Below are 24,118 nucleotides of genomic sequence, written 5' to 3'. Positions count from 1 at the left end.
TCAGCAGCCGTCGAGCGCGGGCGGCGCGGGAGCGGTAATCCCGGCCGGACCCAGGTTCTTGTCGAACGCGGCCTTCCAGGAGCCGTCGGACTCCATCTTCTTCAGGGCATCGGAGATCTTGGTGCACAATTCGGTGTCACCCTTCTTCAGCCCGATGCCGTAGTTCTCCTCGGAGAACGGCTGCCCGACGATCTTGAACGCGCCGGGGGTCTGGGCGGCGTAGCCGGCCAGGATGACCTCGTCGGTGGTCACCGCGTCGATCGCCCCGTTCTTGAGTGCCTCGACGCACGCCGAGTAGGTGTCGTATTGCTGCAGCTGCACGCCGGGGTATTTGTCCTTGATCCGCTGTGCCGGCGTCGACCCGCTCACCGAGCACAGCTTCTTGTTGTTCTGCAGCGAATCGGCGCCGGTGATGTCGGTGTTGTCGGCCCGCACCAGCAGGCTCTGCCCGGTGACCAGGTACGGCCCGGCGAAGCTGACCTTCTCCTTGCGGGAGTCGGTGATCGAGTAGGTGGCGACGATGTACTTCACCTGATCGTTCTGGATCAGGGTCTCACGCTGCCCGGACGGCGATTCCTTCCACTCGATCTTGTCCTCGGGGTAGCCGAGTTCCTTGGCGACGTACTTGGCCACGTCGACGTCGAAGCCGCTCATCGTGCCGTCGGGGTTCTTCAGGCCCAGGCCCGGCTGGTCGAATTTCGTGCCGATGACCAGCTTGTCGCCGCTACTGCCACCGCCACCGCACGCGGTGGCCGACAGCGGCAGCGCGACGGCCAGCAGTGCGACGCCGACATGTCGCCAGGAGAGCCGGGAGAGAAAAGGCATGCGGGTGTTCCTTTCGCCTTAATGGTTGAGGATCTTGCCGAGGAAGTCTTTGGCGCGGTCCGAGCGCGGGTTGTCGAAGAACTCGGCGGGCGTGGCGTCCTCGACGATCGCCCCGTCGGCCATGAACACCACCCGGTCGGCGGCCCGGCGGGCGAAGCCCATCTCATGGGTGACCACCAGCATCGTCATGCCCTCGGAGGCCAGCGAGGTCATGACATCCAGCACCTCGTTGATCATCTCCGGGTCCAGGGCGCTGGTCGGTTCGTCGAACAACATCACCTTCGGCTTCATCGCCAGCGAACGGGCTATGGCGACCCGCTGCTGCTGACCGCCGGAGAGCTGCGCGGGGTACTTGTCGGCCTGGTTGGCCACCCCGACACGCTCGAGGAGCGCCATGGCGCTTTCGCGTGCCTTGTCCTTGCCGAGTTTGCGCACCTTCATCGGCGCCAGCATCACGTTCTCGACGATCGTCTTGTGCGCGAAGAGATTGAACGACTGGAACACCATGCCGACATCTGAACGTAGTTGCGCGAGTTTTCGTCCCTCCGAAGGCAATTGCTGGCCGTCGATCGAGATCGTGCCGGAATCCACGCTCTCCAGCCGATTGATGGTGCGGCACAAGGTCGACTTGCCCGAGCCGGACGGCCCGAGCACCACGACCACCTGCCCACGGTCGACCTCGAGATTGATGTCCTTGAGCACGTGCAGGTCGCCGAAGTGCTTATTGACGCCCTTGATCGAGATCATCGGCTCCTCGCCGCTGCGTCCCATGCGTTCAGACCATACCCAGGTAACCCTCAGTTTGCGCAGCGTTGGTGGATCCGGCGATTTCTCCAGCACCCGATCGGCTCCGTACGATGAGGCTGTGACATCGGTGCTGACCCACGACCAGCCGGCGGGCGAGACGCCCGACTCGGCGGCCGGGCGCACCTATCAGGTCCGTACCTACGGCTGCCAGATGAACGTCCACGATTCCGAGCGGCTGGCCGGGTTGCTGGAGGCGGCCGGCTACCGGCGGGCTCCCGAGGGCGCCGACGCCGATGTCGTCGTCTTCAACACCTGCGCGGTGCGGGAGAACGCCGACAACAAGCTGTACGGCAACATCAGCCATCTGGCCCCGCGTAAGCAGGCCGATCCCGACATGCAGATCGCGGTCGGCGGCTGCCTGGCCCAGAAGGACCGCGAGAGCCTGCTGACCAAGGCGCCCTGGGTCGACGTGGTGTTCGGCACCCACAACATCGGTTCGCTGCCCACCTTGCTGGAGCGGGCCCGCCACAACCGGCAGGCCCAGGTCGAGATCGAAGAGTCGCTGCGGGAATTCCCCTCGACCCTGCCGGCTGCTCGCGAATCTGCTTATGCGGCATGGGTTTCCATCTCGGTCGGGTGTAACAACACCTGCACGTTCTGCATCGTCCCGTCGCTGCGCGGCAAAGAGGTGGACCGCCGCCCCGACGACATCCTCGCCGAGGTGCGCTCCCTGGTCGAGCAGGGTGTTCTGGAGATCACCCTGCTGGGCCAGAACGTCAACGCCTACGGGGTGTCCTTCGCTGCCGACGCGGGAACGCCGCGCGATCGCGGCGCGTTCGCCGCCCTGCTGCGCAGCTGTGGGGACATCGACGGTCTGGAGCGGGTCCGCTTCACCTCGCCGCATCCGGCGGAGTTCACCGACGACGTCATCGCGGCGATGGCCCAGACGCCGAACGTCTGCCCGGCGCTGCACATGCCGCTGCAGTCCGGCTCCGACCGCATGCTCAAGGCGATGCGCCGGTCCTACCGCGCCGAGAAGTACCTGGGCATCATCGACCGGGTCCGCGCCGCCATGCCGCACGCCGCGATCACCACCGACATCATCGTGGGCTTCCCCGGCGAGACCGAAGAGGACTTCGCCGCCACCCTCGACGTGGTGCGCCAGTCCCGGTTCAGCGCCGCGTTCACCTTCCAGTACTCCAAACGCCCCGGCACCCCCGCCGCCGAACTCGACGGGCAACTGCCCAAAGCCGTTGTGCAGGAACGGTATCAACGGCTGATCGAACTGCAGGAGCAGATCTCCTTCGAGGAGAACACCGCCCAGATCGGCGCCCAGGTCGAACTGTTGGTGGCCACCGGTGAGGGCCGCAAGGACGCGGCCACGGCCCGGATGAGCGGACGCGCACGCGACGGCCGTCTGGTGCACTTCACGCCCGGGGACACCGAGGTACGTCCCGGCGACATCGTCACCACCACCGTGACCGGCGCCGCCCCGCACCATCTGATCGCCGACGCGCCGTTGCTGAGCTACCGCCGCACCCGCGCCGGTGACGCCCATGCCGCCGGGCAACGCCCCCGTACGGTCGGGCTGGGGTTGCCGCCGGTAGGGCGCCCCTCCATCGAGGAGACGACGGGATGTACGCGATGAGTCGCTTGGACGAAGACGGCAGCGAGGCCTACCGCTCCGAGATCGAGGCCGCCGAGCGCAAGGTCGCCGGTGAGATCCAGCCCGGTGCGCGGGCGATGGTCGTGGCGATCCTGGTGTTCATCCTGCTGGTCTCGCTGATCCTGCCGCACACCGGCGGAGCCCGTGGCGTCGACGTCCTGATGGGCGACGACAAGGCGCTCAGCGTCGGCATCGCCCTGCCGTCGCGGGTCTTCAGCTGGCTGGCCCTGGTCTTCGGTGTCGGGTTCTCGATGCTGGCGCTGCTGACCCGCCGCTGGGCCCTGGCCTGGGTCGCGCTGGCGGGTTCCGCGCTGGCCAGCGCGATCGGCCTGTTGGCGGTCTGGTCGCGCCAGACCGCGACGCACGGCCACCCCGGGCCGGGCATCGGCCTGTTGCTCGGCTGGGTCGCGGTCATCCTGCTGACGTTCCACTGGGCCCGGGTGGTGTGGACCCGAACCGCAGTTCAGCTCGCGGCCGAGCAGCAGCGCCGCCAGGAGGCCTCCGAGCGGCAGGCCCGCACGCTGCTGGAAGACCTGGACCGCCGCGAACGCGGCGCGCAGCGACCACCTACCGAAGAGACGCCCTAGCTTCTCGGCGCCGTTGGGGGCTAGCGCTTCTTACCCAACGCTTCGGCCGCCGCGTCCGCCCACTGCCGCCACTGCTCGGCGCTGGCCTTGGCCTGTTCGGCGTCTTTGGTGCGCCCGGCGGCCTCGGCCTTCTCCGCCTGGCGTTGGAACTGCTCGGCGCGGGCCCGGAACTGTTCGGCCCGAGCCTGTGCCTCGGGGTCGACGCGTCCGGAGTCGACGGCGTCGCGCACCTTCTTCTCCACCGCCCGCAGCCGGCGCTCCAGCTCCGGGGCCCGCTCGCGCGGAACCTTGCCGATCGCGTCCCACTTGTCGGTGATCGTCCGCAGTGCCGCCCGGGCCGCCTCGAGGTTGGCGGTGTCGAGCTTCTCGGCCTCGGTCAGCAGCGCCTCCTTGGCGGCGGCGTTGGCGTTGAACTCGGCGTCGCGTTCGGCGCTGACGGCGTTGCGCGCCGCGAAAAACGTGTCCTGGGCCGACTTGAACCGCTGCCACAACGCGTCGTCGACGTCCTTGGCGGCCCGGCCCGCCGCCTTCCACTCGGTGAGCAGGTCGCGGAAGGCCGCCGACGTCGCCGCCCAGTCCGTGGAATTCGACAGCGCCTCGGCGCGCTCGCAGAGCGACTCTTTGGCCTGCCGGGCGCCGGCGCGTTCCCGATCCAGATCGGCGAAGTGTGAGCCGCGGCGACGGTTGAACGTCTCGCGGGCGGCCGAGTAGCGCTTCCACAGCGCGTCGTCGGTCTTGCGGTCCAGACCGGTGATCGTGCGCCACTCGTCGAGGATGGCCCGCATCCGGTCGCCGGCAGCCTTCCACTGCGTGGAGTTGGCGGCCAGTTCCTCCGCCTCGACGGCCAGCGCCTCCTTGCGTGCGGTCTGCGCGGCGCGCTGCTCCTCGCGGCGCGCACGGTCGGCGGCGGCGGTCTCCTCGGCGTGATCGCGAATCGCGGCGAGCCGCTCGGCGAGTGCATCGAGATCGCCCAGAACGCTTGCGGTGGGCAAGGTTTCGGCCAACGTCGCAGCCGCCGCCTTGATCTTGCGGGCGTCTCCGGTGCCCGACGCCAGCCGGGTCTCCATCAACGTGACCTCGGTGGCCAGGTCTTCGAACCGGCGACCGAAGTGGGCGTAGGCCGCCTCGTAGTCGCCGGCCTGCCATGAGCCGATGGACCGTTCGCCGGCCGAGGTGATCAACCAGACGGTGCCGTCGTCATCCACCCGGCCGAACCGGTGCGGGTCGCTCGATGGCGCCGCGGACACCACCGCGGCTGGCGGATGGGGTTTGGGAACGGGCCGCGGCGGACCCGGTCGAGGAGTCGGCCTCGGCGCGCCGCCGGCGTTCGGTTCATCGATGGTCATGGAGTCGCCTCACCTACCCTCCGCGCGGCTGATCCGCGCATCTGCCGCGCGACGCGGCGCCACTGCATGATCGACGGTGCCATGTTGCAGGCGGCCGTCCTCGTTGGTATTGAACCAGGTCGAGGTCCGCTGCGCCGCCGGGTTCGGCGGTCTGAGGTTGCAGGCGGTACCGATTGGCAGGCAGGCTGGCCAGTTCGAGGGCGGAGGAGACCGGTCATGGCACGTGCGGACATCGCTGCGCTGCTGGCATTGTGCGCCGCATTCTTCATCGCCGTCGGTGACGTGATCCAGCAGCGGTCGGCCCACGACGTCACCGACGAACCGGTGGGCCACCTGGAGCTGTTCACCCGGCTGCTGCGCGACAAGACCTGGTGGCTGGGCAGCCTGGTCGGCGGTGCCGGGTTCGGGTTCCAGGCCGCGGCACTCGGTTTCGGCTCGGTGCTGCTGGTCCAGGCGCTGCTGGTTACCTCGCTGTTGTTCGCGCTGCCGATGAGTGCCTACTTCGCCCACCGGCGGATCAGCCGGGTGCAATGGATGTGGGCGGTGCTGCTGGCGGTGTCGGTGGCCGTCATCGTCACCGTCGGCAATCCCACCGAGGGCCATTCCCGGGCCGGGTTCGAGTTGTGGATCTGGGTGGCTGCGATCATGGGGCCGGCGCTGATGCTGTGCGTGGTCGGTGCGCGGGTGCTGACCGGCGGGCAGGAGCGAAGCGACCGGGGAGTTGGACAGGGCGGGCAGGAGCGAAGCGACCGGGGCAAGCCCGCCGCCGCCGTGCTGCTCGCGTTGGTGGCCGGATCGCTGTGGGGGCTGTTTGCGGTGCTCACCAAGGGCGTCGTCGACCGCATCGACCACGGCCTGTGGGCGCTGCTGCGCACCCCTGAGCTCTACGCCTGGGCGCTGGTGGCGGTGGCCGCCACCGCGTGGCAGCAGTCGTCCTTTCGGGCTGGGTCGATGGCCGCGTCGTTGCCGACGATGACGGTCACCGAGCCCATCGTCGGCTCCGTGCTGGGCATCTTCGTGCTCGGCGAGACACTGCGACCCGGGGAGACCGGGTGGTTCGTCCTCATCGCCGCGGTGGTGGTGATGGTGGTCGCGACGGCCGCGCTGGCCCGCGGCGAGGCGACCGTCACCGCCCAGCCCGCCGCCGACACGGTGCCCGGCTGACGGCCACTACCGTGTGGGGCGTGCTGACCGCTATCGCCCTGACCCCGTCGGCGCCGGTTCTGGTGCCCGAGCTGGCCGGCACCGCCGCGGCGGAGGTCGCCGGATTCCGTACCGCCGCGATGGCCGCCGCCGCCGAACTGCCCGACCGCTGGATCGCGATCGGGGCCGGCCCCGACGACGCGGTGATCGGGCCGGGTGCCCGGGGCACCTTCGCCGGATACGGCGTCGACGTCCCGGTCACGCTGTCCGCGGCGGCCGAGCAGCAGGTGAGCGCACTGCCGCTGTGCGCGTTGTTCACCGGCTGGCTGCGGGGGCTGGTCAATCCGGCCGCGCACGCCGAGGTCCGCGTCCACCGGGCCGACCTCGATGCCGCCACCGCCGTGGATCGCGGCCGGGCACTGCGCGCCGAGGTCGATGCCGCCGACGGCCCGGTCGGTGTACTGGTGGTCGCCGACGGCGCCAACACGCTGACCCCCGCAGCCCCTGGCGGGTACGACCCCGCCGCGCAGCCACGCCAGGACACCCTCGACGACGCGCTGGCGTCCGGGCGCACTGCCGCGCTGACCGCGTTGCCGGATGACGTCGTGGGCCGGGTGGCCTACCGGGTGCTCGCCGGACTGGCCGAACCCGGACCGGGTGCGGCCATCGAGCTGCTGCGCGGCGCCCCCTACGGCGTCGGCTACTTCGTGGGTGTCTGGACCCCATGACCGTGCGGCCCATCGCCGTCATCGGGCCGACCGGCACCGGAAAATCGCAACTGGCCCTCGACGTCGCCGAGCGGTTGACCGGTGAGATCGGTGTCGAAATCGTCAACGCCGACGCCATGCAGCAGTACCGCGGCATGGACATCGGGACCGCCAAACTCACTGTCGCCGAGCGCCGTGGAGTCCCGCACCACCAACTCGACGTGCTCGAGGTCGCTGAGACCGCGACGGTCGCGCGCTACCAGGAGGCGGCCGCCGCCGACGTCGAGGCGATCGCGGCCCGGGGGGCGGTCCCCGTCATCGTCGGCGGATCGATGCTCTACATCCAATCGCTGCTCGACGACTGGTCGTTCCCGGCCACCGACGCGCACGTGCGGGCCCGTTGGGAACAGCGCCTCGCCGAGGTCGGGGTGAGCGCCCTGCACGCGGAACTGGCCCGCCGCGACCCAGCCGCCGCCGCGGCCATCCTGGCCACCGACGGTCGGCGGATCGTGCGGGCGCTGGAGGTCGTCGAACTGACCGGACAGCCCTTCGCCGCGTCCGCTCCACGCATCGGGATACCGCGCTGGAACACACTCATCGTCGGCGTGGATTGGGACACAACGGTTCTTGATCAACGCCTGGAGCAGCGCACGGACGCCATGTTCGCCGCCGGCCTGGTCGAGGAGGTCCGCACGCTGCTGAGTCGAGGGCTGCGAGACGGGGTGACTGCCGGCCGCGCGCTCGGCTACGCGCAGGTGATCGACGCGCTGGACGCCGGCGGGGGCGAGGAGCAGCTGGCGCAGGCGCGCGAACTCACCTTCATCGGTACCCGGCGCTACGTCCGGCGGCAGCGGTCCTGGTTTCGCCGCGACCACCGCGTCGAATGGCTCGACGGGTCGGTCAGCGGTCTCGCCGATCAGGTGATCGCCCGGTGGAGCGACGTATCCTGAGCTGGTGAAGTTGGCATGATCTTTTCGAAGGGACACGGTACGCAGAACGATTTCGTGCTGCTGCCCGACCTGCACGCACGGATCGACCTGGCGCCGGGCGCGATCGCCGCGCTGTGCGACCGCCGCCGTGGTCTGGGCGCCGACGGCGTGCTGCGAGTGACCACCGCCGGGGCTGTCGTCGCCGCCGGCGTGCTCGACCGGCTGCCCGAGGGGGTCGAGGCCGGTGACTGGTACATGGACTACCGCAACGCCGACGGCTCCTTCGCCCAGATGTGCGGCAACGGTGTGCGGGTGTTCGCCCACTACCTGCGGGCCAGCGGGCTTGAGGACCGCGACGAGTTCGTCGTCGGATCGCTGGCCGGGCCGCGCCCGGTCGTCGTGCACCACGCCGACGCGTTGGCCGCCGAGGTCACCGTGGAGATGGGCAAGGTCAACCTGCTCGGCGCCGGCAACGCCACCGTGGGCGGGCGGCAGCTGCGCGGCGTCGGTGTCGACGTCGGCAACCCGCACCTGGCCTGCCTGGATCCCGAGCTGACCGAGGCGACCCTGGCCGACCTCGACGTCGGCGCGCCGGTTCAGTTCGACCGCGGCCAGTTCCCCCAAGGGGTGAACGTCGAGGTCCTCACGGCCCCGGTTGACGGACGAGTCTGTATGCGGGTGCACGAGCGTGGGGTCGGTGAGACCCGGTCCTGCGGGACGGGCACGGTGGCCGCCGCCGTTGCCGCCCTAGCTCATCTGGGCACCACGACCGGAACACTGGCGGTACGCGTCCCCGGCGGCGAGGTCGCAGTCGAGATCACCGATACGACAAGCTTCCTGCGCGGGCCGTCGGTGCTGGTGGCCGCCGGCGAGGTCGCCGACGCGTGGTGGGCCGCCCAGCACTGACCGGGGCGGCGGGCACAATATTGGGCTGCGCGACGTTGGAGGTCCGTGACACCATCGGTACCAGCTATGACGACACCTGATTCGAAAACCCCCTCCGCCGACCCGAGCGCCGGGGAGCTCGCCCTCGACGACCGCGCTGCGCTACGCCGCGTCGCCGGGTTGTCCACCGAACTCGAAGACGTCTCCGAGGTCGAATACCGGCAGTTGCGGTTGGAACGCGTGGTCCTCGTCGGCGTGTGGACCGACGGCAGCGCCGCCGACGCCGAGGCCAGCCTCGCCGAGCTGGCTGCCCTGGCCGAGACCGCGGGATCGGAGGTTCTCGAAGGACTGATCCAACGCCGCGACAAGCCCGACCCGTCGACCTATATCGGCTCCGGCAAGGCCGCTGAGCTGCGTCAGACCGTGATCGCGACCGGCGCCGACACCGTGATCTGCGACGGCGAACTGAGCCCCGCCCAGCTCAACGCGCTGGAGAAGGTGGTCAAGGTCAAGGTGATCGACCGGACCGCGCTGATCCTGGACATCTTCGCCCAGCACGCCACCAGCCGGGAGGGCAAGGCTCAGGTCGCCTACGCCCAGATGGAGTACATGCTGCCCCGGCTGCGCGGCTGGGGCGAGTCGATGTCTCGGCAGGGCGGTGGTGCCGGCGGCAGCGGCGGGGGCGTCGGTACCCGCGGCCCCGGTGAGACCAAGATCGAGACCGACCGGCGCCGTATCCGCGAGCGGATGTCCAAGCTGCGCCGCGAGATCAAGGACATGAAGCAGATCCGTGACACCCAGCGCAGTCGCCGACTGCACAGCGACACTGCATCCATCGCGATCGTCGGCTACACCAACGCCGGCAAGTCCAGCCTGCTCAACGCGCTGACCGGGGCCGGGGTGCTGGTGCAGAACGCGCTGTTCGCCACGCTCGAACCGACCACGCGCCGAGGCGAATTCGACGACGGCCGGCCGTTCGTGCTCACCGACACCGTCGGCTTCGTCCGGCACCTGCCGACCCAGCTGGTGGAGGCCTTCCGGTCGACCCTGGAGGAGGTCGTCGACGCCGACCTGCTGGTGCACGTCGTCGACGGATCGGATTCCAACCCGATGGCGCAGATCGAAGCGGTGCGGCAAGTCTTGCGTGAGGTGCAGAACGACCACCACGCGCCGCCGGCGCCGGAGTTGTTGGTGGTCAACAAGATCGACGCCGCCGACGAACTGACACTGGCGCAGTTGCGGCGTGCGCTGACCGGCGCGGTGTTCGTCTCGGCGCACACCGGCGAGGGCTTGCCGCGTCTGCGTGCCCGACTCGGCGAGCTCGTCGAACCGCGGGAGATCACCGTCGACGTGACGATCCCGTACGATCGCGGCGATCTGGTGGCCCGGTTGCACAGCGACGGGCACGTCGACGCCGTCGAGCACACCGAAGCGGGGACCAGGCTCAAGGCGCGGGTGCCCGCCGCACTGGCGGCGGGGCTGCGCCAGTACGCGACCGCCTAGTCTCTGCGCCGGATCACCGGCGGCTGGTGAGCGCGTACCGGCGGCAGCGGGCCGCTGAACTTCTCGACCTCCACCAGGACTGCCGCTCCGGTGCAGCCGCGGGCCAGCGACGACGTGCCGGCATCGTCGGTCAGGACATTCGGATTGCCGTGCACACATAGTGAATCCGGGTCGCGGGGATCCAGTGGGTCATACCAGGCTCCGGTCGACAACTGCACCACCCGGGGGCGAAGCCCGTCGTCGACGACCACGCCGGCCAAGCACGCGCCGCGGTCGTTGAACACCCGCACCACGTCGCCGTCGAGGAGCCCACGCGCTGCGGCGTCGTCGGGGTGGATCCTGATCGGTTCACGCCCTTGAATTTTCGCCGCCCGGCTGACCGCACCGCCGTCGAGCTGGCCGTGCAGCCGGGTCGCCGGCTGATTGGCAATCAGGTGCAGCCGGAAACGTGCGGCACGCGGGCCGCCGAGCCACTCTTCCGGCTCATACCAGCGCGGGTGCCCGGCGCAATCGGGGTAACCGAATTCGTCGATGGCGCGGGAGAAGATCTCGATCCTGCCGCTCGGGGTGCCCAGCGGGTGCGCCTGCGGATCGGCGCGGAAGTCGCCCAACAGGGTCAGCCCCCTCTCGACCGGGAGTCGCACGGACCCGTCGGCCCAGAACTGGTCGAAATCGGGAACCGCGCAATCGATCTCGGCTGCCCACGTGTCATAGAGGTGCGCCAGCCACTGGCGGGCGGTCCGTCCTTCGGTGAATCGGTCGCCGAAGCCCAACCGGTCGGCGAGTGCAGAGAAGGTGGTGTAGTCGTCACGGGACTGCGCATACGGCTGCGTGAGCGCCGGCATTGCCACCAGCAGCGGGTCGTTGCGTGATCCGGAGTAGTCGTCGCGTTCGAAAGCCGTGGTGGAGGGCACGACGATGTCGGCGTGCCGGGCCATCGGCGTCCAGTACGGATCGTGCACCACGACGGTATCCACCCGAGCCAGCGCGCGGCGCAACCGCGGCAGGTTCTGGTGGTGGTGGAACGGGTTACCGCCCGCCCAGTACACACACCTGATCTCCGGATAGGTCAGGGTTCGACCGTTGTAGGTGAACGTCTCACCGGGACGCAGCAGCATGTCGCTGATCGCCGCGACTGGGATGAAGGTGTCCACCGGGTTGTGTCCCTGCGGCAGTGCGGGCAGCCGAACCCGCAAGGGCGGCAGCCCCGGCTCGTTCATCGAGCCGTAGCCATGCCCGAAACCCCCTCCGGGAAGCCCGATCTGGCCGAGCATGGCCGCCAGGGTCAGTCCCATCCACGGGGCCTGCTCACCGAATCGCAGCCGTTGCAGTGACCAACTTACGGTGACGATGGTGCGCTTGGCCGCCATGGTCCTGGCCAACTCGGTGAGCGTGGCCTCGTCCAGGCCGCAGAACTCCGCGGCCCACTGCGGCGACTTGGGCACCCCGTCGTCGAGGCCCAGCAGGTAGCGCTCGAAACGTTCGTAGCCGGTGCAATAGGTGGCCAGGAAGTCGCGGTCGGCGAGGTCTTCGGTGGCCAGGACGTGAGCGAGCGCCAGCATGATCGCCACGTCGGTGCCCGGGGTGGCCGGCAGCCACCGGCAGTCGCCATCGACGTCGCTGCGCAGCGGACTGATCGAAATGATGGTCCCGCCCTTGGCGCGGAACCGGTGCAGCGCATCGCGCGCGGGGTGGTCGGTGGTGCCGCCGTGGTTGATCCCGGTGTTCTTCAGGTTCAGCCCGCCGAAGCACACCAGCAGCTCGGTGTGCTCGACGATCACGTTCCACTCGGTCGAGCGCTTGAACAGCTCGTCGTGTGTTCCGACGACCCGCGGCATGATCACCCCCGTCGCGCCCAGGCTGTAGGAATGGCGCGAAAAGGTATAACCGCCAAGCATTTTCAGGAACCGATGCACCTGGCTCTGGGCGTGGTGGAATCGCCCAGCGCTCGCCCAGCCGTAGGAACCGCCGTAGATGGCCTGGTTGCCGTGAGTGTCCACGACGCGGCGCAGTTCGTCGGCCAGCCGTTCGGTCAGCTCGTCCCAGTCGACGGCGACAAATTCGTCGGCGCCCCGCGCACTGCTGGGGCCGGGGCCGTCGCGCAGCCACCCGCGCCGGATCGCCGGTCCGGTGATCCGCGACTCGTGGCGCACCGAGCCGGGGATGTTGCCGAGCAGGGGGGAGGGGTCGGCGTCGCCGGGGATGGGGGCGGCCGCGGTGATCTCGCCGCCGTCGACGTCGGCGGTGAATGCACCCCAGTGTGTGAGGCTCACGGCGCGGCCCATGTTCGGCAGTCTAGGGGCGGTTGCGCCCGGGGTACCCGGCACGCCCAACCATCCGGTTGGTCTATCGTGGTGGCAAAGACGAGCAACCAACTTTGGAGGGGTCTAATCATGGGCAGCGCGGTCAAGTACGAGCGCACGTTGTTCGAGCCGGAGCACGAGCTGTTCCGCGAGTCCTACCGGGGATTCCTCGACCGGCACGTCGCCCCGTACCACGACCAGTGGGAGAAGGACAAGATCGTCGACCGCGGGGTGTGGCTCGAGGCCGGCAAGCAGGGCTTCCTGGGGATGGCGGTGCCGGAGGAATACGGCGGCGGCGGCAACCCCGACTTCCGGTACAACACCATCGTGGTGGAGGAGACCGTCGCGGGGCGCTACAGCGGCCTGGGCTTCTCGCTGCACAACGACGTCGTCGCCCCGTACCTGTTGCGGCTGGCCACCGAGGAGCAGAAGCAGCGCTGGCTGCCGAAGTTCTGCACCGGTGAGCTGATCACCGCGATCGCGATGACCGAGCCCGGCACGGGCAGTGACCTGCAGGGCATCAAGACCCGTGCGGTCAAGGAGGGTGACCACTACATCCTCAACGGGTCCAAGACCTTCATCACCAACGGCATCAACGCCGACCTGGTGATCGTCGTGGCCCAGACCGACCCGCAGAAGGGCGCGCTGGGCTTCTCCCTGCTCGTCGTCGAGCGGGGCATGGAGGGCTTCGAGCGGGGCCGCCATCTGGACAAGATCGGCCTGGACGGGCAGGACACCGCGGAGCTGTCCTTCACCGACGTGAAGGTGCCGGCCGAGAACCTGCTCGGCGAGGAGGGCAAGGGCTTCATCTACCTGATGGAGAACCTGCCGCAGGAGCGCATCTCGATCGCCATCATGGCCGCCTCGGCGATGGAAGCCGTGCTCGAGGAGACCGTGCAGTACACCAAGGAGCGCAAGGCGTTCGGTAAGCCGATCGGCTCGTTCCAGAACAGCCGCTTCCTGCTGGCCGAGCTGGCCACCGAGGCGACGGCCGTGCGGATCATGGTCGATGAGTTCATCCGGCTGCATCTGGACGAGAAGCTCACTGCCGAGCAGGCCGCGATGGCCAAGTGGTGGACCACCGAAGCTCAGGTGCGTCTGGTGGACCGCTGCCTGCAGCTGCACGGCGGCTATGGCTACATGCGCGAATACAACGTGGCGCGAGCTTTCCTGGACGCCCGGGTGCAGACCATTTACGGCGGGACGACCGAGATCATGAAGGAGATCATTGGCCGCAGCCTGGGCGTTTAGCGGCCCAGGCCATCGGGTGAGCCTGGGCGTTTAGCGGCCCAGGCCATCGGGTGAGCCTGGGCGTTTAGCGGCCCAGGCCATCGGGTGAGCCTGGGCGTTTAGCGGCCCAGGCCATCGGGTGAGCCTGGGCGTTTAGCGGCCCGGGCGCCCCGTCGAACTGGGCTTTTGGTTGACCGCTAAGTGCGATCAGGGGGTCCGTGGAACCGGATACCGGCGCGTGTGCTCGGCTTTCCCGGTGTTTCTGCCCTCCAACGTGCGGCTTATCTCGGATACTGCCGCGTGTCGTGAACTGCTGACGCACAGTTGACGCGGAGGATAAGAAGAAGCATCTTGACCGAAACGGCGGGGAGAGTGCATGACTTGGCTTGGAAGTCGTCTCAACAGAGGCGTCGGGCGGATGGCGCTCGGCGTCCTCGCGGCGACTGCGGCAGCGCTGCTGTGGGCGCCGCTCGCGATAGCGACCCCGGAAAGCGACGCCAGCGACGCGATTGACCAGGCGTGGCAGGCCGCCGGCGGCGACGGTTCCCCGGTGGGAAGCAAGGACGGCGACGTCTACCCGGTGGGCGACGGGTTCGCCCAGAACTTCACCGCCGGCAAATTCTTCTTCACCCCTGCCACCGGTGCACACCTGATCTTCGGGGCGATCCTGGACAAGTACCAGGCGATGGGCGGTCCGGCCGACAGCGATCTCGGATTCCCGACGATCGACGAGGTTGCGGGCCTGGTCGGTCCGGACAGCCGGGTCAGCACTTTCAGCGCCAGCGACAAGCCGGCGATCTTCTGGACGCCGGACACCGGCGCCTGGGTAGTCCGCGGCGCCATCAACGCGGCGTGGGACAAGCTGGGCGGTTCGGCGGGCACCATGGGCGTGCCCACCGGTGACGAGACCTACGACGGCGACGTGGTGAACCAGAAGTTCACCGGCGGCGAGATCTCCTACAACGCCAACGCCAAGACCTTCACCACCGTGCCGCCCGAGCTGGCCAACGACCTCGCCGGCCTCGAGGTGCCGGCGGATGCGACCACTTTGATCAACCAGGCGTGGCGTGCCGCGGGCGGGCTCTCCGGTCCGCTCGGCGCACGCCAGGGGGCGCAGTATGCGGTCGGCAGCGACGGGGCCGCGCAGGACTACGCCGGCGGCAAGGTTTTCTACTCGCCGGCGACCGGCGCCCATGCGGTGACCGGCGCGATTCTGGCCAAGTACGACGCGCTCGGCGGACCCACTGGTGACCTGGGCCTGCCGATCGGCACCGAAGCCGACGGCGGAGCGCCCAACAGCCGGGTCAGCTCGTTCAGCGCAGCGGACAAGCCGGTGATCTTCTGGACACCCGATACCGGTGCGATCGTGGTGCGCGGCGCGATCAACACCGCCTGGGCCAAGCTGGGCGGGGCGACCGGCAAGCTCGGTGTTCCGACCGGCGAGCAGAGCGTCGACGGCGACACTGTCACGCAGAAGTTCAGCGGTGGCGAGATCTCCTGGAACAAGGCCACTAACACATTCACCACCAAGCCGCCGGAGCTGGCGGGCTCGCTGTCGGGAATCGAGGTTCCCAGCGCGACGGGGCCGCAGACGACTCCCGCGACGTCGACATCGGCGGACGCCTTCACCTGGCATTGGTGGTGGCTGCTGGTGATCATCCCGGTGATCCTGCTGATCGGGGTCGTTGCGCTCGGCCTGCTGTGGCTGCAGCGGCGGCGCGCGGCCGCCGCCGACATCGACGACGACTTCGATGACGACGGCGATTACGACGGCGATTACGACGGCGACGAGCAGTGGCACGGTGAGGTGGACGACGCTCCCACCTCTTCGCGGTATGCGACCCTCCCCGACGGTGGACGCGTCGCGCTCCCGCCGATATCCGGCTTCGGCTGGGCGGGCCCTGACGAGGACGACAAGTCGATGCCGGGACCCGAGGATGTCTTCGACGGCGATCAGGACGCGATTGACACCACGCCGACCCGGATCCCTGCCGGGCCCGACGACTCTGGCCTGCCCACTGGCCTGCCCGGCGATCTTTCCGTCGACCACGAGTACGCCGAGGTCGAAGAACTCCACGAGGACGCCGACGGCGTTGTCGAGGAGGACTTCGCCGAGGTTCACGAGACCGATCTGGAAGCCGATGAGGTGACCGACACCGGCCGGCACGCCGTGGTCAATCTGGGCGAATCCCAGGCGATGTGGAAGCTCAACCTGGGTGAACTCGGTGCGCCGCGTCGCCGCCGGGCCGCCGAGGAGCCGCCGGAGGTGTACTCCGTCGACGATGGCGTGCACGACGTCGAGCAGCCGGCGCCACCGGTCGAACCGGTCAGCGAGCCAGCCGAGGACCTGCAGTCGGACGTGCACGGCGCACCCGGCCCGGCCCGGCCCGCTATCCATCTCCCATTGGCTGACCCCTACCAGGCGCCGGACGGCTACGTGATCAAGGCCAATACACATTCGGGGCTGTACTACACACCGGAGTCAGCGCTCTACGACCACACGGTCCCCGAGGTGTGGTTCGCCAGTGAGGAACTCGCTCAGGCGAACGGTTTCGTCAAAGCGGAGTAAGCGCGGGACCTGTCAGATCTTGCGCGGTCAGATCTTGCGCAGAACGGTGACGACTTTGCCGAGGATGGCGGCGTCATTACCGGGAATGGGGTCGAATGTCGGGTTGTGCGGCATCAACCACACCTGGCCGCTGGTCCGTTTGAAGGTCTTCACCGTGGCCTCGCCGTCGATCATGGCGGCGACGATGTCGCCGTTGTCGGCGACGTTCTGCTGCCGGACCACCACCCAGTCGCCGTCGCAGATGGCCGCGTCGATCATCGACTCACCGACCACTTTCAGCAGGAACAGCGACCCCTCGCCGACCAGCTCGCGAGGTAGTGGGAAAACATCCTCGACGGCTTGTTCGGCCAGGATCGGACCGCCGGCCGCGATGCGGCCCAGCACCGGCACGAACGTCGGCTCCGGCAGGGTGTCGGAGCCGGCCACATCGGTGGTCACCTGCTGCGGCATGTCGTCGACGCCGCGCACGTCGACGGCGCGCGGTCGGTTGGCGTCGCGCCGCAGATAGCCCTTGCGCTCCAGCGTGCGCAGCTGGTGGGCCACCGATGACGTCGAGGTGAGACCCACGGCATCGCCGATCTCCCGAATGCTCGGGGGATAGCCCCGGCTGGTCACGGACGCGCGGATCACTTCGAGGATGGTGCGCTGCCGCTCGGTCAATCCGGTGTTCCCGTCGCGGCGGCTGGCGTCGGGACCCGAGGTCTCACTGCGGTCACTCATGGGTGCCGAATGTAGTCCGGCAAGCGCCGATAATCAAACATTTGTTCGAGCGTGTCGTGGGCGGAAACGGATCCGGTGCGGTCCTGGCCTGTCGGGCGGGACCGGTGTTTCAGCCGCCCCGAATGGCTGTCGCCAAAACTTGTCGGTGGCCCGATTTATCCTTCGGACACGCTCGCTCACATGTTCGGAAATCGAACGCATGATCGAGTATATTTCGAACACACAAGCGAGCAGTGGGCGCCCCGGAGGAAGGAAGCGGACGTGACAGTCATCGACGAGCGGCAGGTATTCGTGTCATCGCCGGCGCGCCGGCGTCCGGCCGCCACGGCGGCGGCACCCGTGCGGCGCCCCGCAGGTGTGCGTGCCTACCACCCCCATCCGAATCGCCCCACGACGGCGGCGCTGGCCTACCGGGGAACCGGTGTCAAGGTCTCGCGAGCTGCGCACAGCCGCCAGTCGGTGAGCACCACCGTCACCATCGCGCTGGCCGGACTGGCCGCGCTGATCACGCTGTGGCTCGGCCTGCTCGCGGATTTCAGCGGGGGTTCGGTGGCGACGCCGCAGGCGCCGGATCAGCTCGCGGTGGTCCAGGTCCAGGCGGGCGAGACCCTGCAGGAGCTGGCCGGTCGGGTCGCACCCGACGCGCCGACCGGGCAGGTCATGCAGCAGATCCGCGATCTCAACAAGCTCGATTCGGCGTCGTTGGACGCCGGGCAGACCCTGATCGCGCCGATTGGCTGACGGCGTCGACGCCGTGCGGGGCGAAAACGCATGCCGGACAAGCGTCATCGGCGAACGGGGCGAGTGCGCTGCTCGTCTTGTGCGGGTCATGGCCGTGCCGGCGGGGGCGCAGGTAGGCTCTGGGTGGCCCGAGACTTCGGGTCACGTCAGAGGCGAAGGAGCGGTCGTGCACTGTCCGTTCTGTCGTCACCCCGATTCCCGCGTGGTCGATTCCCGGGAAGCGGACGAGGGCCAGGCCATCCGGCGTCGCCGGTCGTGCCCGGAATGCGGCCGGCGGTTCACCACGGTGGAAACCGCCGTGCTCGCGGTCGTCAAACGCAGCGGGGTCACCGAGCCGTTCAGCCGGGAGAAGGTCATCCGCGGCGTGCGCCGGGCCTGTCAGGGCCGAGATGTCGACGACGACGCCCTGAACCTGCTGGCCCAGCAGGTGGAGGACGCGGTGCGGGCCGCCGGTTCGCCTGAGATCCCCAGCCATGAGGTGGGCCTGGCCATCCTCGGCCCGCTGCGCGAACTCGACGAGGTCGCCTATCTGCGCTTCGCGTCGGTCTACCGGTCGTTCAGTTCGGCCGAGGATTTCGAGCGCGAGATCGAGGCGTTGCGTGCCCACCGCAAGCTGAGCGCGCCGGGCTGAGCGTCAGCCGATCTGCCGCACGCCGTCGCTGACCACCCGACCGGCCACCAGCACCCACCCCTCCGGGCTCCAGGTCGTGTAGAGCTGCGACCCCTTGCCCTGGGTGATGGTCAGGTCGCGGCTGAGATAGTCGGTGATGCGGGCGGCGGCCGACCCGGTGGCTTCGTCCTCGGGAACACCCAGGTCGTTGGCGAACATCCGGGACCGGATCTGGCCGGCGTCCCGGTCGAGCCACGTCCACAGGTAATGCTCCACGTCGTCGGGATAGTCCGCCGGGTCCGCCGCGAGCAGGTCGTCAACCGAGGCGATTTCCTGGATCGCGAACTCCGGTGACCAGTCCGCACGGGCCCGCACCACGGTGCGATCGTCGGAGTAGCTGAGCTGGACGATGCCCGCGGGTACCTGCAGGGTGTGCACCGGCGTGCCACGCTCCCGCAGCCACCAGCCGGCGCCGACGGTCGGGTGTCCGGCGAACGGGAGCTCGGTGGCGGGAGTGAAGATGTGGGCGTGCGCGGTCGTCGAGCCGGCGTCCGGCAGATCGACGAAAATCGTTTCGCTGTAGCCCAATTCGGTGGCGAGGCGTTGGCGCTCGCTGGGCGGCACCGCGGCGGCATCGACGACGCCGAGCGGATTGCCGAAGTCGCCTTGTGCATCGGTGAACACCCGCAACACAGTCACATCGACGGTCATGTTCTGACTCTACGACGGCAGGCTGTGGTCGATGCTCAGGTGGCGCTGCGCTCGTCGGTGCCCATCGCGTCGAGCACCGCCACCCGCGTATCGAGCGAACCGGTGACCGAGCGCTCGGACAGTCCGGTTCGGAGCAGATGACGCAGTGCGGTCTGGTCGTATTCGGCCGGTGCGGTGGAATCGATGAATCGTTCTACGACCTCGACGAACCGGTCGGGGTCGTCGTGAAAGGGGAAGTGCCCGGATTTGGCGAAGATCTCCAGCTGCGAGCCGGGCATCGCCGAATGGGCCATGCGGGCGTGGCTGACCGGTATGACGGCGTCTTGTTCGCCCCAGATGAGTTGCACTGGAACGGATTCGGTCAAATAGCATCGATCGAGCATCGTCACGACCTGGCCGCGCCAGTCCACCACGGAACGCAGGGTCCGGGTGAACGCCGAGGACGCGGTGGGCTCGGGCAGATCGGTCAGGATGCGCAGCGCGTCGGGCAGGTCACGGCCCAGACCCGTGGACCCGAAGACGGTACCCAGTGCGCGGCCGGCGACCTGCAGGGCCGGCAACACCATCGGAAGTCGCAGCAGCGCCAGGGCTTCACCGCCTAGCGGCAGGGACGCGAGCCGTAGCGCGACGTTGACGTCCTTGGTGACCCCGCCGGCCCCGATGAGGATCAGCCGCTGCACCAGCTGCGGGAACTGGTAGGCGAACTGCATCGCCACCCCGCCGCCGAGGGAATGCCCGACCACGGTGACGGCGTCGATGTCGAGCACGCTGAGCAGATCGCGCATGCCGTTGGCGTATGCGGCGACCGAATAGTCGGCGCGGGGCTTGTCGGACTGGCCGTGGCCCAACAGGTCGGGTGCGATCACGGTGAACCGCTGCGCGAGCTTGCTGTGCACCGAGTGCCACGTCGTCGAGTTGTCCCCGATCCCGTGGATCAGCAACAGCGTCGGCCCGGAGCCGGCCACCCGGAATGCCCGACGGTAGCCGTGGATGGTCCGGAAGTGCAGAGTAGGCGTGACCTCCCGCACCGGCTGCAGATTCGGCTTTCGCTGCGGCATCTCCAACCCCGTCAGTCGGTGCGGTGGGCTTCGCTAGGTTTCGTCGTTCTCGTTGAAACCGTCTTTGAAGTCCTCGGCGTGCTGGGCGAGGAACCTCTCGAACTCCGCACCCAATTCCTCACCGCTGGGAAGATCCTCGTCGCGTGCCAACAGCGACCGATTTTCCTGAGCGGCAACGAAAGCATCGTACTGGCGCTCCAGGGCGGTCACCACTTGAGCCACCTCGGGGGAGCCTTCTACCTGCTCGTCGATCTTGGTGCGGATGGCCGCACCCGCGTCGGTGAGCGCACGCAGCGGCATCTGCAGCGAAGTCAGCCTGGCCACCTGCTCCAACAGAGCTTCGGCGGCCGGCGGATAGTCGGTCTGCGCCAGGTAGTGCGGAACGTGCACGGTGAACCCCACGACTTCGTGGCCGTGCTGAGCCATCCGGTATTCCAGCAGGTTGGACACACTGCCGGGCACCTGCACCTCGCCGACCCACGGCGCGTGACCGGTAATCAATTCCCGGTTGTTGGAGTGGGCGGTCATGGTCACGGGCCGGGTGTGCGGCACAGCCATCGGGATGGTGCCCAGCCCGATGGTCTGCCGGACGTCGAGGCGTTCGGCGAGCAGGCGCACCGCGGTGACGAACCGTTCCCACTTCAGATCCGGTTCCAGGCCGGCTAACAGCAGAAACGGTGTCCCGACGCTGTCGCGCAGGGCGTAGAGGTTCAGCTGCGGATCGTCGTAGTCGGTGAAGTGGTCGGTCTTGAACGTCATCAACGGGCGCCGCGAGCGGTAGTCCAACAGCTCGTCGATGGCGAACGACGCCACCAACTCCGTCTCGAGCTTGTTCTTCAAGTGCTCGGCGGCCAGGTGAATGGCATGCCCGGCGTCGGAGAAGCCCTCCAGTGCGTGGATCAACACCGGCCCGCGGCCATCCGGTGCCGACAATTGCGGCGCCGGGAATTCCAGCTCGTACATCCCGGTCTGCTCGGGTTGGTAACGCTGTCCCTGCTCGTCAGTCATCGTTTCCGCCTCCTCAGCGGTGCCCGGTCACGTCGTAGTGGCCTTCGGCCGTAGCAACCAGTGTCTCGCAGAATCGGTCGGGCGCTCTCAAGACCGCCCGTGTTGATCAACGCCGGCGGCCCGGCCACCGTTCCCGCCAGCAGTTCCGGCGGGACGGTGACGCCGGCGTCAGGCATGATCATGCCCATGCGGACGGGTGCGACGCTCCTGGCCGTGGCGGCGGCCACGGTCCTGGTGGCTGGTTGCCGCACATCGGCCGAAGTGCCGGCCAAGGCCGCCACGGGAGGCGAGTCGCAGGCGGTGGCGGTCACCTCCCAGCCGGTGGCCCCGCGGCCGACGGTGGGTGCGGTCTTCCTAGGCGGCGCCGACATGCACACCTGCACCGCCTCCGTCGTGCATTCCACTACCGGGGACCTGATCCTGACCGCGGCGCACTGCCTGACCGCAGGGTATCCCGCCACGTTCGTGCCCGGGTTCGACGGCCAGGCGGGCGCTGACGCGGTCTGGACGGTGGATGCGGTCTACCTCGACCCCCGCTGGGTGGCCCACCAGGATCCCAAAGCCGACTACGCGTTCGCCCGGGTGAGCCGTCCGGCGGGCGGCACCATCGAGTCGGTGGCCGGCCCGGCCCTGACCCTGGGGGTAGCGCCGGCCGATTCCAGCCCCCTGACCATCGTCGGTTACCCGATGGGGGTGGGTGGGCCGCCGATCGGGTGCGACACCGTCGCCGGGACCGACGGGGGCTACCCGGCACTGCACTGCGGTGGACTGGTCGACGGCACCAGCGGCGCCCCGTGGATCGAGGGAGCCCGCGTCGTCGGGGTCATCGGCGGCCGCAACGGCGGCGGCTGCCAGGACAGCATCTCCTATTCGTCCCCGTTCGACTCCGCGACCGCCGCGCTGCTCGCCCGCGCCGAGGCCGGCGGTCCCGGCGACGCCGCGCCGGCCAACTTCGACAGCCAGTGCTGAGGCTCTGGGTCCTAGCTGCTGCTGGCCATGAGGTTGTGGACGCGGGGCGGGTAGCGCGTCAACGATTGGCCGCGGTCGGATCCCACAGGCCGGTTGCGACATCATCCCGGATGTGTTGACGGTAGATGTCCGACTTCCACGCGATGATCTCCCTCGCGTGTTCGAGAGCACGGATTTGCTGGTCGACACGTTCGCGCTGCGCCTCAAGCACAGCCAGACGTTCGTTCTCGTTGCCAGGTCCTTCGCGCACCAGGGTCGCGAAGCGTTGCAGTTCCGACAGCGGCATCCCGGACTCGCGCAGTCGCGTGCAGATGCGCAGCCAATCGATATCGGCGCCTGTGTAGCGGCGTCTGCCTCCGGACGTGCGCTGAATCGGACCGACCAGAAGCCCCTGATGTTCGTAGAACCGCAGCGCGTGGACACTCATCCCGACGGCAGAGGCAACCTCGCCGATCGAGTACGTCACCGACCCGTCTGTCTGCATCGCCCCACTCCTAACTTGACCTAGAGCCGACTCTAGGTCCTAGCGTCCGAGTCATGGCAGTCAGCGAACAACATCCCATCGACTCCGGCTTCTCCGCTGCTGCGACAGCGACCGACGTTCTGGCAGGTGTCGACCTCCGCGGCCGGATCGCGGTCGTCACCGGCGGATACTCAGGCCTCGGACTGGAGACGACCAAAGCCCTCGCTGCGGCCGGCGGTTACGTCCTCGTGCCGGCGCGCGATGCGCGAAGAGCCGGAGCGGCCTTGAACGGCATCGACGGCGTGAGCGCCGTTGACGGTCTCGACCTCGCGGACCTCAGGAGTGTCGAGCGCACCGCCGCGAGTATCGCCAGCCGTGTGGATCGAATCGACATGCTGATCGCCGCCGCCGGGGTCATGGCAACCCCGCAGCGATCGGTGGGCCCCGGCTGGGACTACCAGCTCAGCGTCAACCATTTCGGTCACTTCGCTCTCGTATGCCGGCTCTTCCCCCTGCTGGAGCGCGGATGCGCTCGGGTGGTCGTCTACTCGTCTGCCGGACATCACTCGTCAGACATTCGCTGGGATGACCTCCACTTTCGCGCCGGCTATGACAAATGGGCCGCCTATGGTCAGTCCAAGACTGCGAACGTGCTCTTTGCTGTGCAGCTCGACCGGGTCGCGCGCGATCGCGGGGTCCGAGCGTTCGCTCTGCATCCGGGGAAGATCATCACCGGACTGCAGCGCGACCTGCCGCGGGCCGAACAGGTCGAACTCGGCTGGGTCGACGCCGACGGGAAAGTCGTCGGGGAGGGCTTCAAGACACCGGCGCAGGGAGCCGCGACTGGCGTATGGGCGGCGACATCGCCGCTGCTCGACTCGCACGGCGGTCTCTATCTCCAAGACTGCAATATCGCCCCCATCGCAAGCCCAGCAGGCTCGATGGACGAGGGAGGCGTGAAGCCCTACGCGCTCGACCAGACCCACGCACACCAGCTCTGGCAACTGAGCGCGGCAATCACCGCGACGGATCTTCCGGCACCACGCCACCGCCGCCACATGGATACTTCGTTACCGGGCGCGCCCTTTGTCGGCGGCAACTGAATACTGACCGGAGCGCGGCAAGTGAATTTTGACCAGCTTCCTGGAGATCCTTGGCTCGGGCGAGCCAGGGAGGAAGCGAGTGTTGAGCGTGGAGGACTGGGCAGAGATCCGGCGGTTGCGCCGGTCGGAGCAGTTGTCGATTTCTGAGGTTGCGCGGGTGATGGGCGTAGCCCGGAACACGGTGAAGGCGGCGTTGGCCAGTGATCGGCCGCCGAAGTATCAGCGGGTATCGGCTGGGTCGGTCGTTGATGAGGTTGAGCCGCGGATCCGGGAGTTGCTTGCGGCGTATCCGAGG

Annotated in this window: 22 protein-coding genes and 1 pseudogene; 14 read left to right on the top strand and 9 right to left on the bottom strand. The window is 68.7% G+C overall.

Annotated features, from left to right (window positions below):
• A complete protein-coding gene (locus ACXDF8_RS09945) occupies positions 1-825 on the bottom strand; it encodes a glutamate ABC transporter substrate-binding protein (RefSeq protein ID WP_457223088.1) in 825 nt (274 codons plus the stop codon).
• An 18-nt stretch (positions 826-843) separates the two neighbouring features.
• Positions 844-1,572 carry an amino acid ABC transporter ATP-binding protein gene (locus ACXDF8_RS09940; protein WP_457223357.1) on the bottom strand — a complete coding sequence of 243 codons (729 nt, stop codon included), beginning with the start codon at positions 1,570-1,572 and terminating at the stop codon, positions 844-846.
• A 118-nt stretch (positions 1,573-1,690) separates the two neighbouring features.
• On the opposite strand from ACXDF8_RS09940, the gene miaB reads away from it, so the two are divergent.
• Positions 1,691-3,220, top strand: a complete 1,530-nt coding sequence (gene miaB / locus ACXDF8_RS09935; RefSeq protein ID WP_457223087.1) for a tRNA (N6-isopentenyl adenosine(37)-C2)-methylthiotransferase MiaB — start codon at positions 1,691-1,693, stop codon at positions 3,218-3,220.
• A complete protein-coding gene (locus ACXDF8_RS09930) occupies positions 3,208-3,825 on the top strand; it encodes an Rv2732c family membrane protein (protein ID WP_457223086.1) in 618 nt (205 codons plus the stop codon). The genes miaB and ACXDF8_RS09930 overlap by 13 nt, the downstream gene beginning before the upstream one ends.
• 20 nt (positions 3,826-3,845) lie before the next feature.
• On the opposite strand, the gene ACXDF8_RS09925 is transcribed toward ACXDF8_RS09930, so the two are convergent.
• Entirely contained in the window at positions 3,846-5,171 is a 1,326-nt protein-coding gene (locus ACXDF8_RS09925) for a DUF349 domain-containing protein (protein ID WP_457223085.1), read from the bottom strand.
• A gap of 216 nt (positions 5,172-5,387) precedes the next feature.
• On the opposite strand from ACXDF8_RS09925, the gene ACXDF8_RS09920 reads away from it, so the two are divergent.
• The 5 genes from ACXDF8_RS09920 (at position 5,388) to hflX (ending at position 10,338) form a co-directional block, all read left to right on the top strand.
• Positions 5,388-6,335 carry a DMT family transporter gene (locus tag ACXDF8_RS09920; RefSeq protein WP_457223084.1) on the top strand — a complete coding sequence of 316 codons (948 nt, stop codon included), beginning with the start codon at positions 5,388-5,390 and terminating at the stop codon, positions 6,333-6,335.
• Between the two features lie 20 nt (positions 6,336-6,355).
• Positions 6,356-7,042 carry a class III extradiol ring-cleavage dioxygenase family protein gene (locus ACXDF8_RS09915; RefSeq protein WP_457223083.1) on the top strand — a complete coding sequence of 229 codons (687 nt, stop codon included), beginning with the start codon at positions 6,356-6,358 and terminating at the stop codon, positions 7,040-7,042.
• 2 nt (positions 7,043-7,044) lie between these two features.
• Positions 7,045-7,971 (top strand): tRNA (adenosine(37)-N6)-dimethylallyltransferase MiaA, encoded by a 927-nt coding sequence (miaA, locus tag ACXDF8_RS09910; RefSeq protein WP_457223356.1) that lies wholly within the window; start codon positions 7,045-7,047, stop codon positions 7,969-7,971.
• Between the two features lie 15 nt (positions 7,972-7,986).
• The gene (gene dapF / locus ACXDF8_RS09905; protein ID WP_457223082.1) at positions 7,987-8,856 is read left to right on the top strand and encodes a diaminopimelate epimerase; all 870 of its coding nucleotides are present in this window, start codon (positions 7,987-7,989) and stop codon (positions 8,854-8,856) included.
• Between the two features lie 66 nt (positions 8,857-8,922).
• Complete coding sequence (hflX, locus tag ACXDF8_RS09900; RefSeq protein WP_457223081.1) at positions 8,923-10,338, top strand: GTPase HflX; 1,416 nt, start codon at positions 8,923-8,925, stop codon at positions 10,336-10,338.
• On the opposite strand, the gene ACXDF8_RS09895 is transcribed toward hflX, so the two are convergent.
• The gene (locus tag ACXDF8_RS09895) at positions 10,335-12,623 is read right to left on the bottom strand and encodes a molybdopterin guanine dinucleotide-containing S/N-oxide reductase (RefSeq protein WP_457223080.1); all 2,289 of its coding nucleotides are present in this window, start codon (positions 12,621-12,623) and stop codon (positions 10,335-10,337) included. The two genes, hflX and ACXDF8_RS09895, sit on opposite strands and share 4 nt — an antisense overlap.
• A gap of 108 nt (positions 12,624-12,731) precedes the next feature.
• On the opposite strand from ACXDF8_RS09895, the gene ACXDF8_RS09890 reads away from it, so the two are divergent.
• Positions 12,732-13,892 (top strand): acyl-CoA dehydrogenase family protein, encoded by a 1,161-nt coding sequence (locus ACXDF8_RS09890; protein ID WP_457223079.1) that lies wholly within the window; start codon positions 12,732-12,734, stop codon positions 13,890-13,892.
• 355 nt (positions 13,893-14,247) lie between these two features.
• The gene (locus ACXDF8_RS09885) at positions 14,248-16,440 is read left to right on the top strand and encodes an LGFP repeat-containing protein (protein WP_457223078.1); all 2,193 of its coding nucleotides are present in this window, start codon (positions 14,248-14,250) and stop codon (positions 16,438-16,440) included.
• A 27-nt stretch (positions 16,441-16,467) separates the two neighbouring features.
• On the opposite strand, the gene lexA is transcribed toward ACXDF8_RS09885, so the two are convergent.
• Complete coding sequence (lexA, locus tag ACXDF8_RS09880) at positions 16,468-17,160, bottom strand: transcriptional repressor LexA (RefSeq protein WP_457223077.1); 693 nt, start codon at positions 17,158-17,160, stop codon at positions 16,468-16,470.
• Positions 17,161-17,421: 261 nt separating this feature from the next.
• Between lexA and ACXDF8_RS09875 the strand changes: the two genes are divergently transcribed.
• Positions 17,422-17,901: a LysM peptidoglycan-binding domain-containing protein gene (locus ACXDF8_RS09875; RefSeq protein ID WP_457223076.1), complete on the top strand. Its 480-nt coding sequence runs from the start codon at positions 17,422-17,424 to the stop codon at positions 17,899-17,901.
• Positions 17,902-18,067: 166 nt separating this feature from the next.
• Complete coding sequence (gene nrdR / locus ACXDF8_RS09870) at positions 18,068-18,532, top strand: transcriptional regulator NrdR (protein ID WP_457223075.1); 465 nt, start codon at positions 18,068-18,070, stop codon at positions 18,530-18,532.
• A gap of 3 nt (positions 18,533-18,535) precedes the next feature.
• On the opposite strand, the gene ACXDF8_RS09865 is transcribed toward nrdR, so the two are convergent.
• Genes ACXDF8_RS09865 through ACXDF8_RS09855 form a run of 3 tightly spaced genes read right to left on the bottom strand, consistent with a single transcriptional unit; the run spans position 18,536 to position 21,288 of the window.
• A complete protein-coding gene (locus tag ACXDF8_RS09865) occupies positions 18,536-19,222 on the bottom strand; it encodes a PhzF family protein (protein ID WP_457223074.1) in 687 nt (228 codons plus the stop codon).
• A 35-nt stretch (positions 19,223-19,257) separates the two neighbouring features.
• Positions 19,258-20,280 carry an alpha/beta fold hydrolase gene (locus ACXDF8_RS09860; RefSeq protein ID WP_457223073.1) on the bottom strand — a complete coding sequence of 341 codons (1,023 nt, stop codon included), beginning with the start codon at positions 20,278-20,280 and terminating at the stop codon, positions 19,258-19,260.
• A gap of 33 nt (positions 20,281-20,313) precedes the next feature.
• Positions 20,314-21,288 carry a proteasome assembly chaperone family protein gene (locus ACXDF8_RS09855; RefSeq protein ID WP_457223072.1) on the bottom strand — a complete coding sequence of 325 codons (975 nt, stop codon included), beginning with the start codon at positions 21,286-21,288 and terminating at the stop codon, positions 20,314-20,316.
• A 174-nt stretch (positions 21,289-21,462) separates the two neighbouring features.
• Here ACXDF8_RS09855 and ACXDF8_RS09850 point away from each other — a divergent pair, with 174 nt between their 5' ends.
• Positions 21,463-22,257, top strand: a complete 795-nt coding sequence (locus ACXDF8_RS09850; RefSeq protein ID WP_457223355.1) for a trypsin-like serine peptidase — start codon at positions 21,463-21,465, stop codon at positions 22,255-22,257.
• Positions 22,258-22,315: 58 nt separating this feature from the next.
• Here the strand turns inward: ACXDF8_RS09850 and ACXDF8_RS09845 are convergent, their stop codons facing one another.
• Positions 22,316-22,741, bottom strand: a complete 426-nt coding sequence (locus tag ACXDF8_RS09845; protein ID WP_457223071.1) for a MerR family transcriptional regulator — start codon at positions 22,739-22,741, stop codon at positions 22,316-22,318.
• A 53-nt stretch (positions 22,742-22,794) separates the two neighbouring features.
• Between ACXDF8_RS09845 and ACXDF8_RS09840 the strand changes: the two genes are divergently transcribed.
• Positions 22,795-23,823, top strand: a complete 1,029-nt coding sequence (locus ACXDF8_RS09840) for an oxidoreductase (RefSeq protein WP_457223070.1) — start codon at positions 22,795-22,797, stop codon at positions 23,821-23,823.
• Between the two features lie 79 nt (positions 23,824-23,902).
• Positions 23,903-24,118: pseudogene (locus ACXDF8_RS09835) on the top strand (IS21 family transposase); the annotation flags it as partial.

Source organism: Mycolicibacterium sp. CBM1 (genome assembly GCF_054073305.1).
Note: the sequence above shows the minus strand (reverse complement) of the source record. Positions and strands in the feature narration are given on the sequence as shown.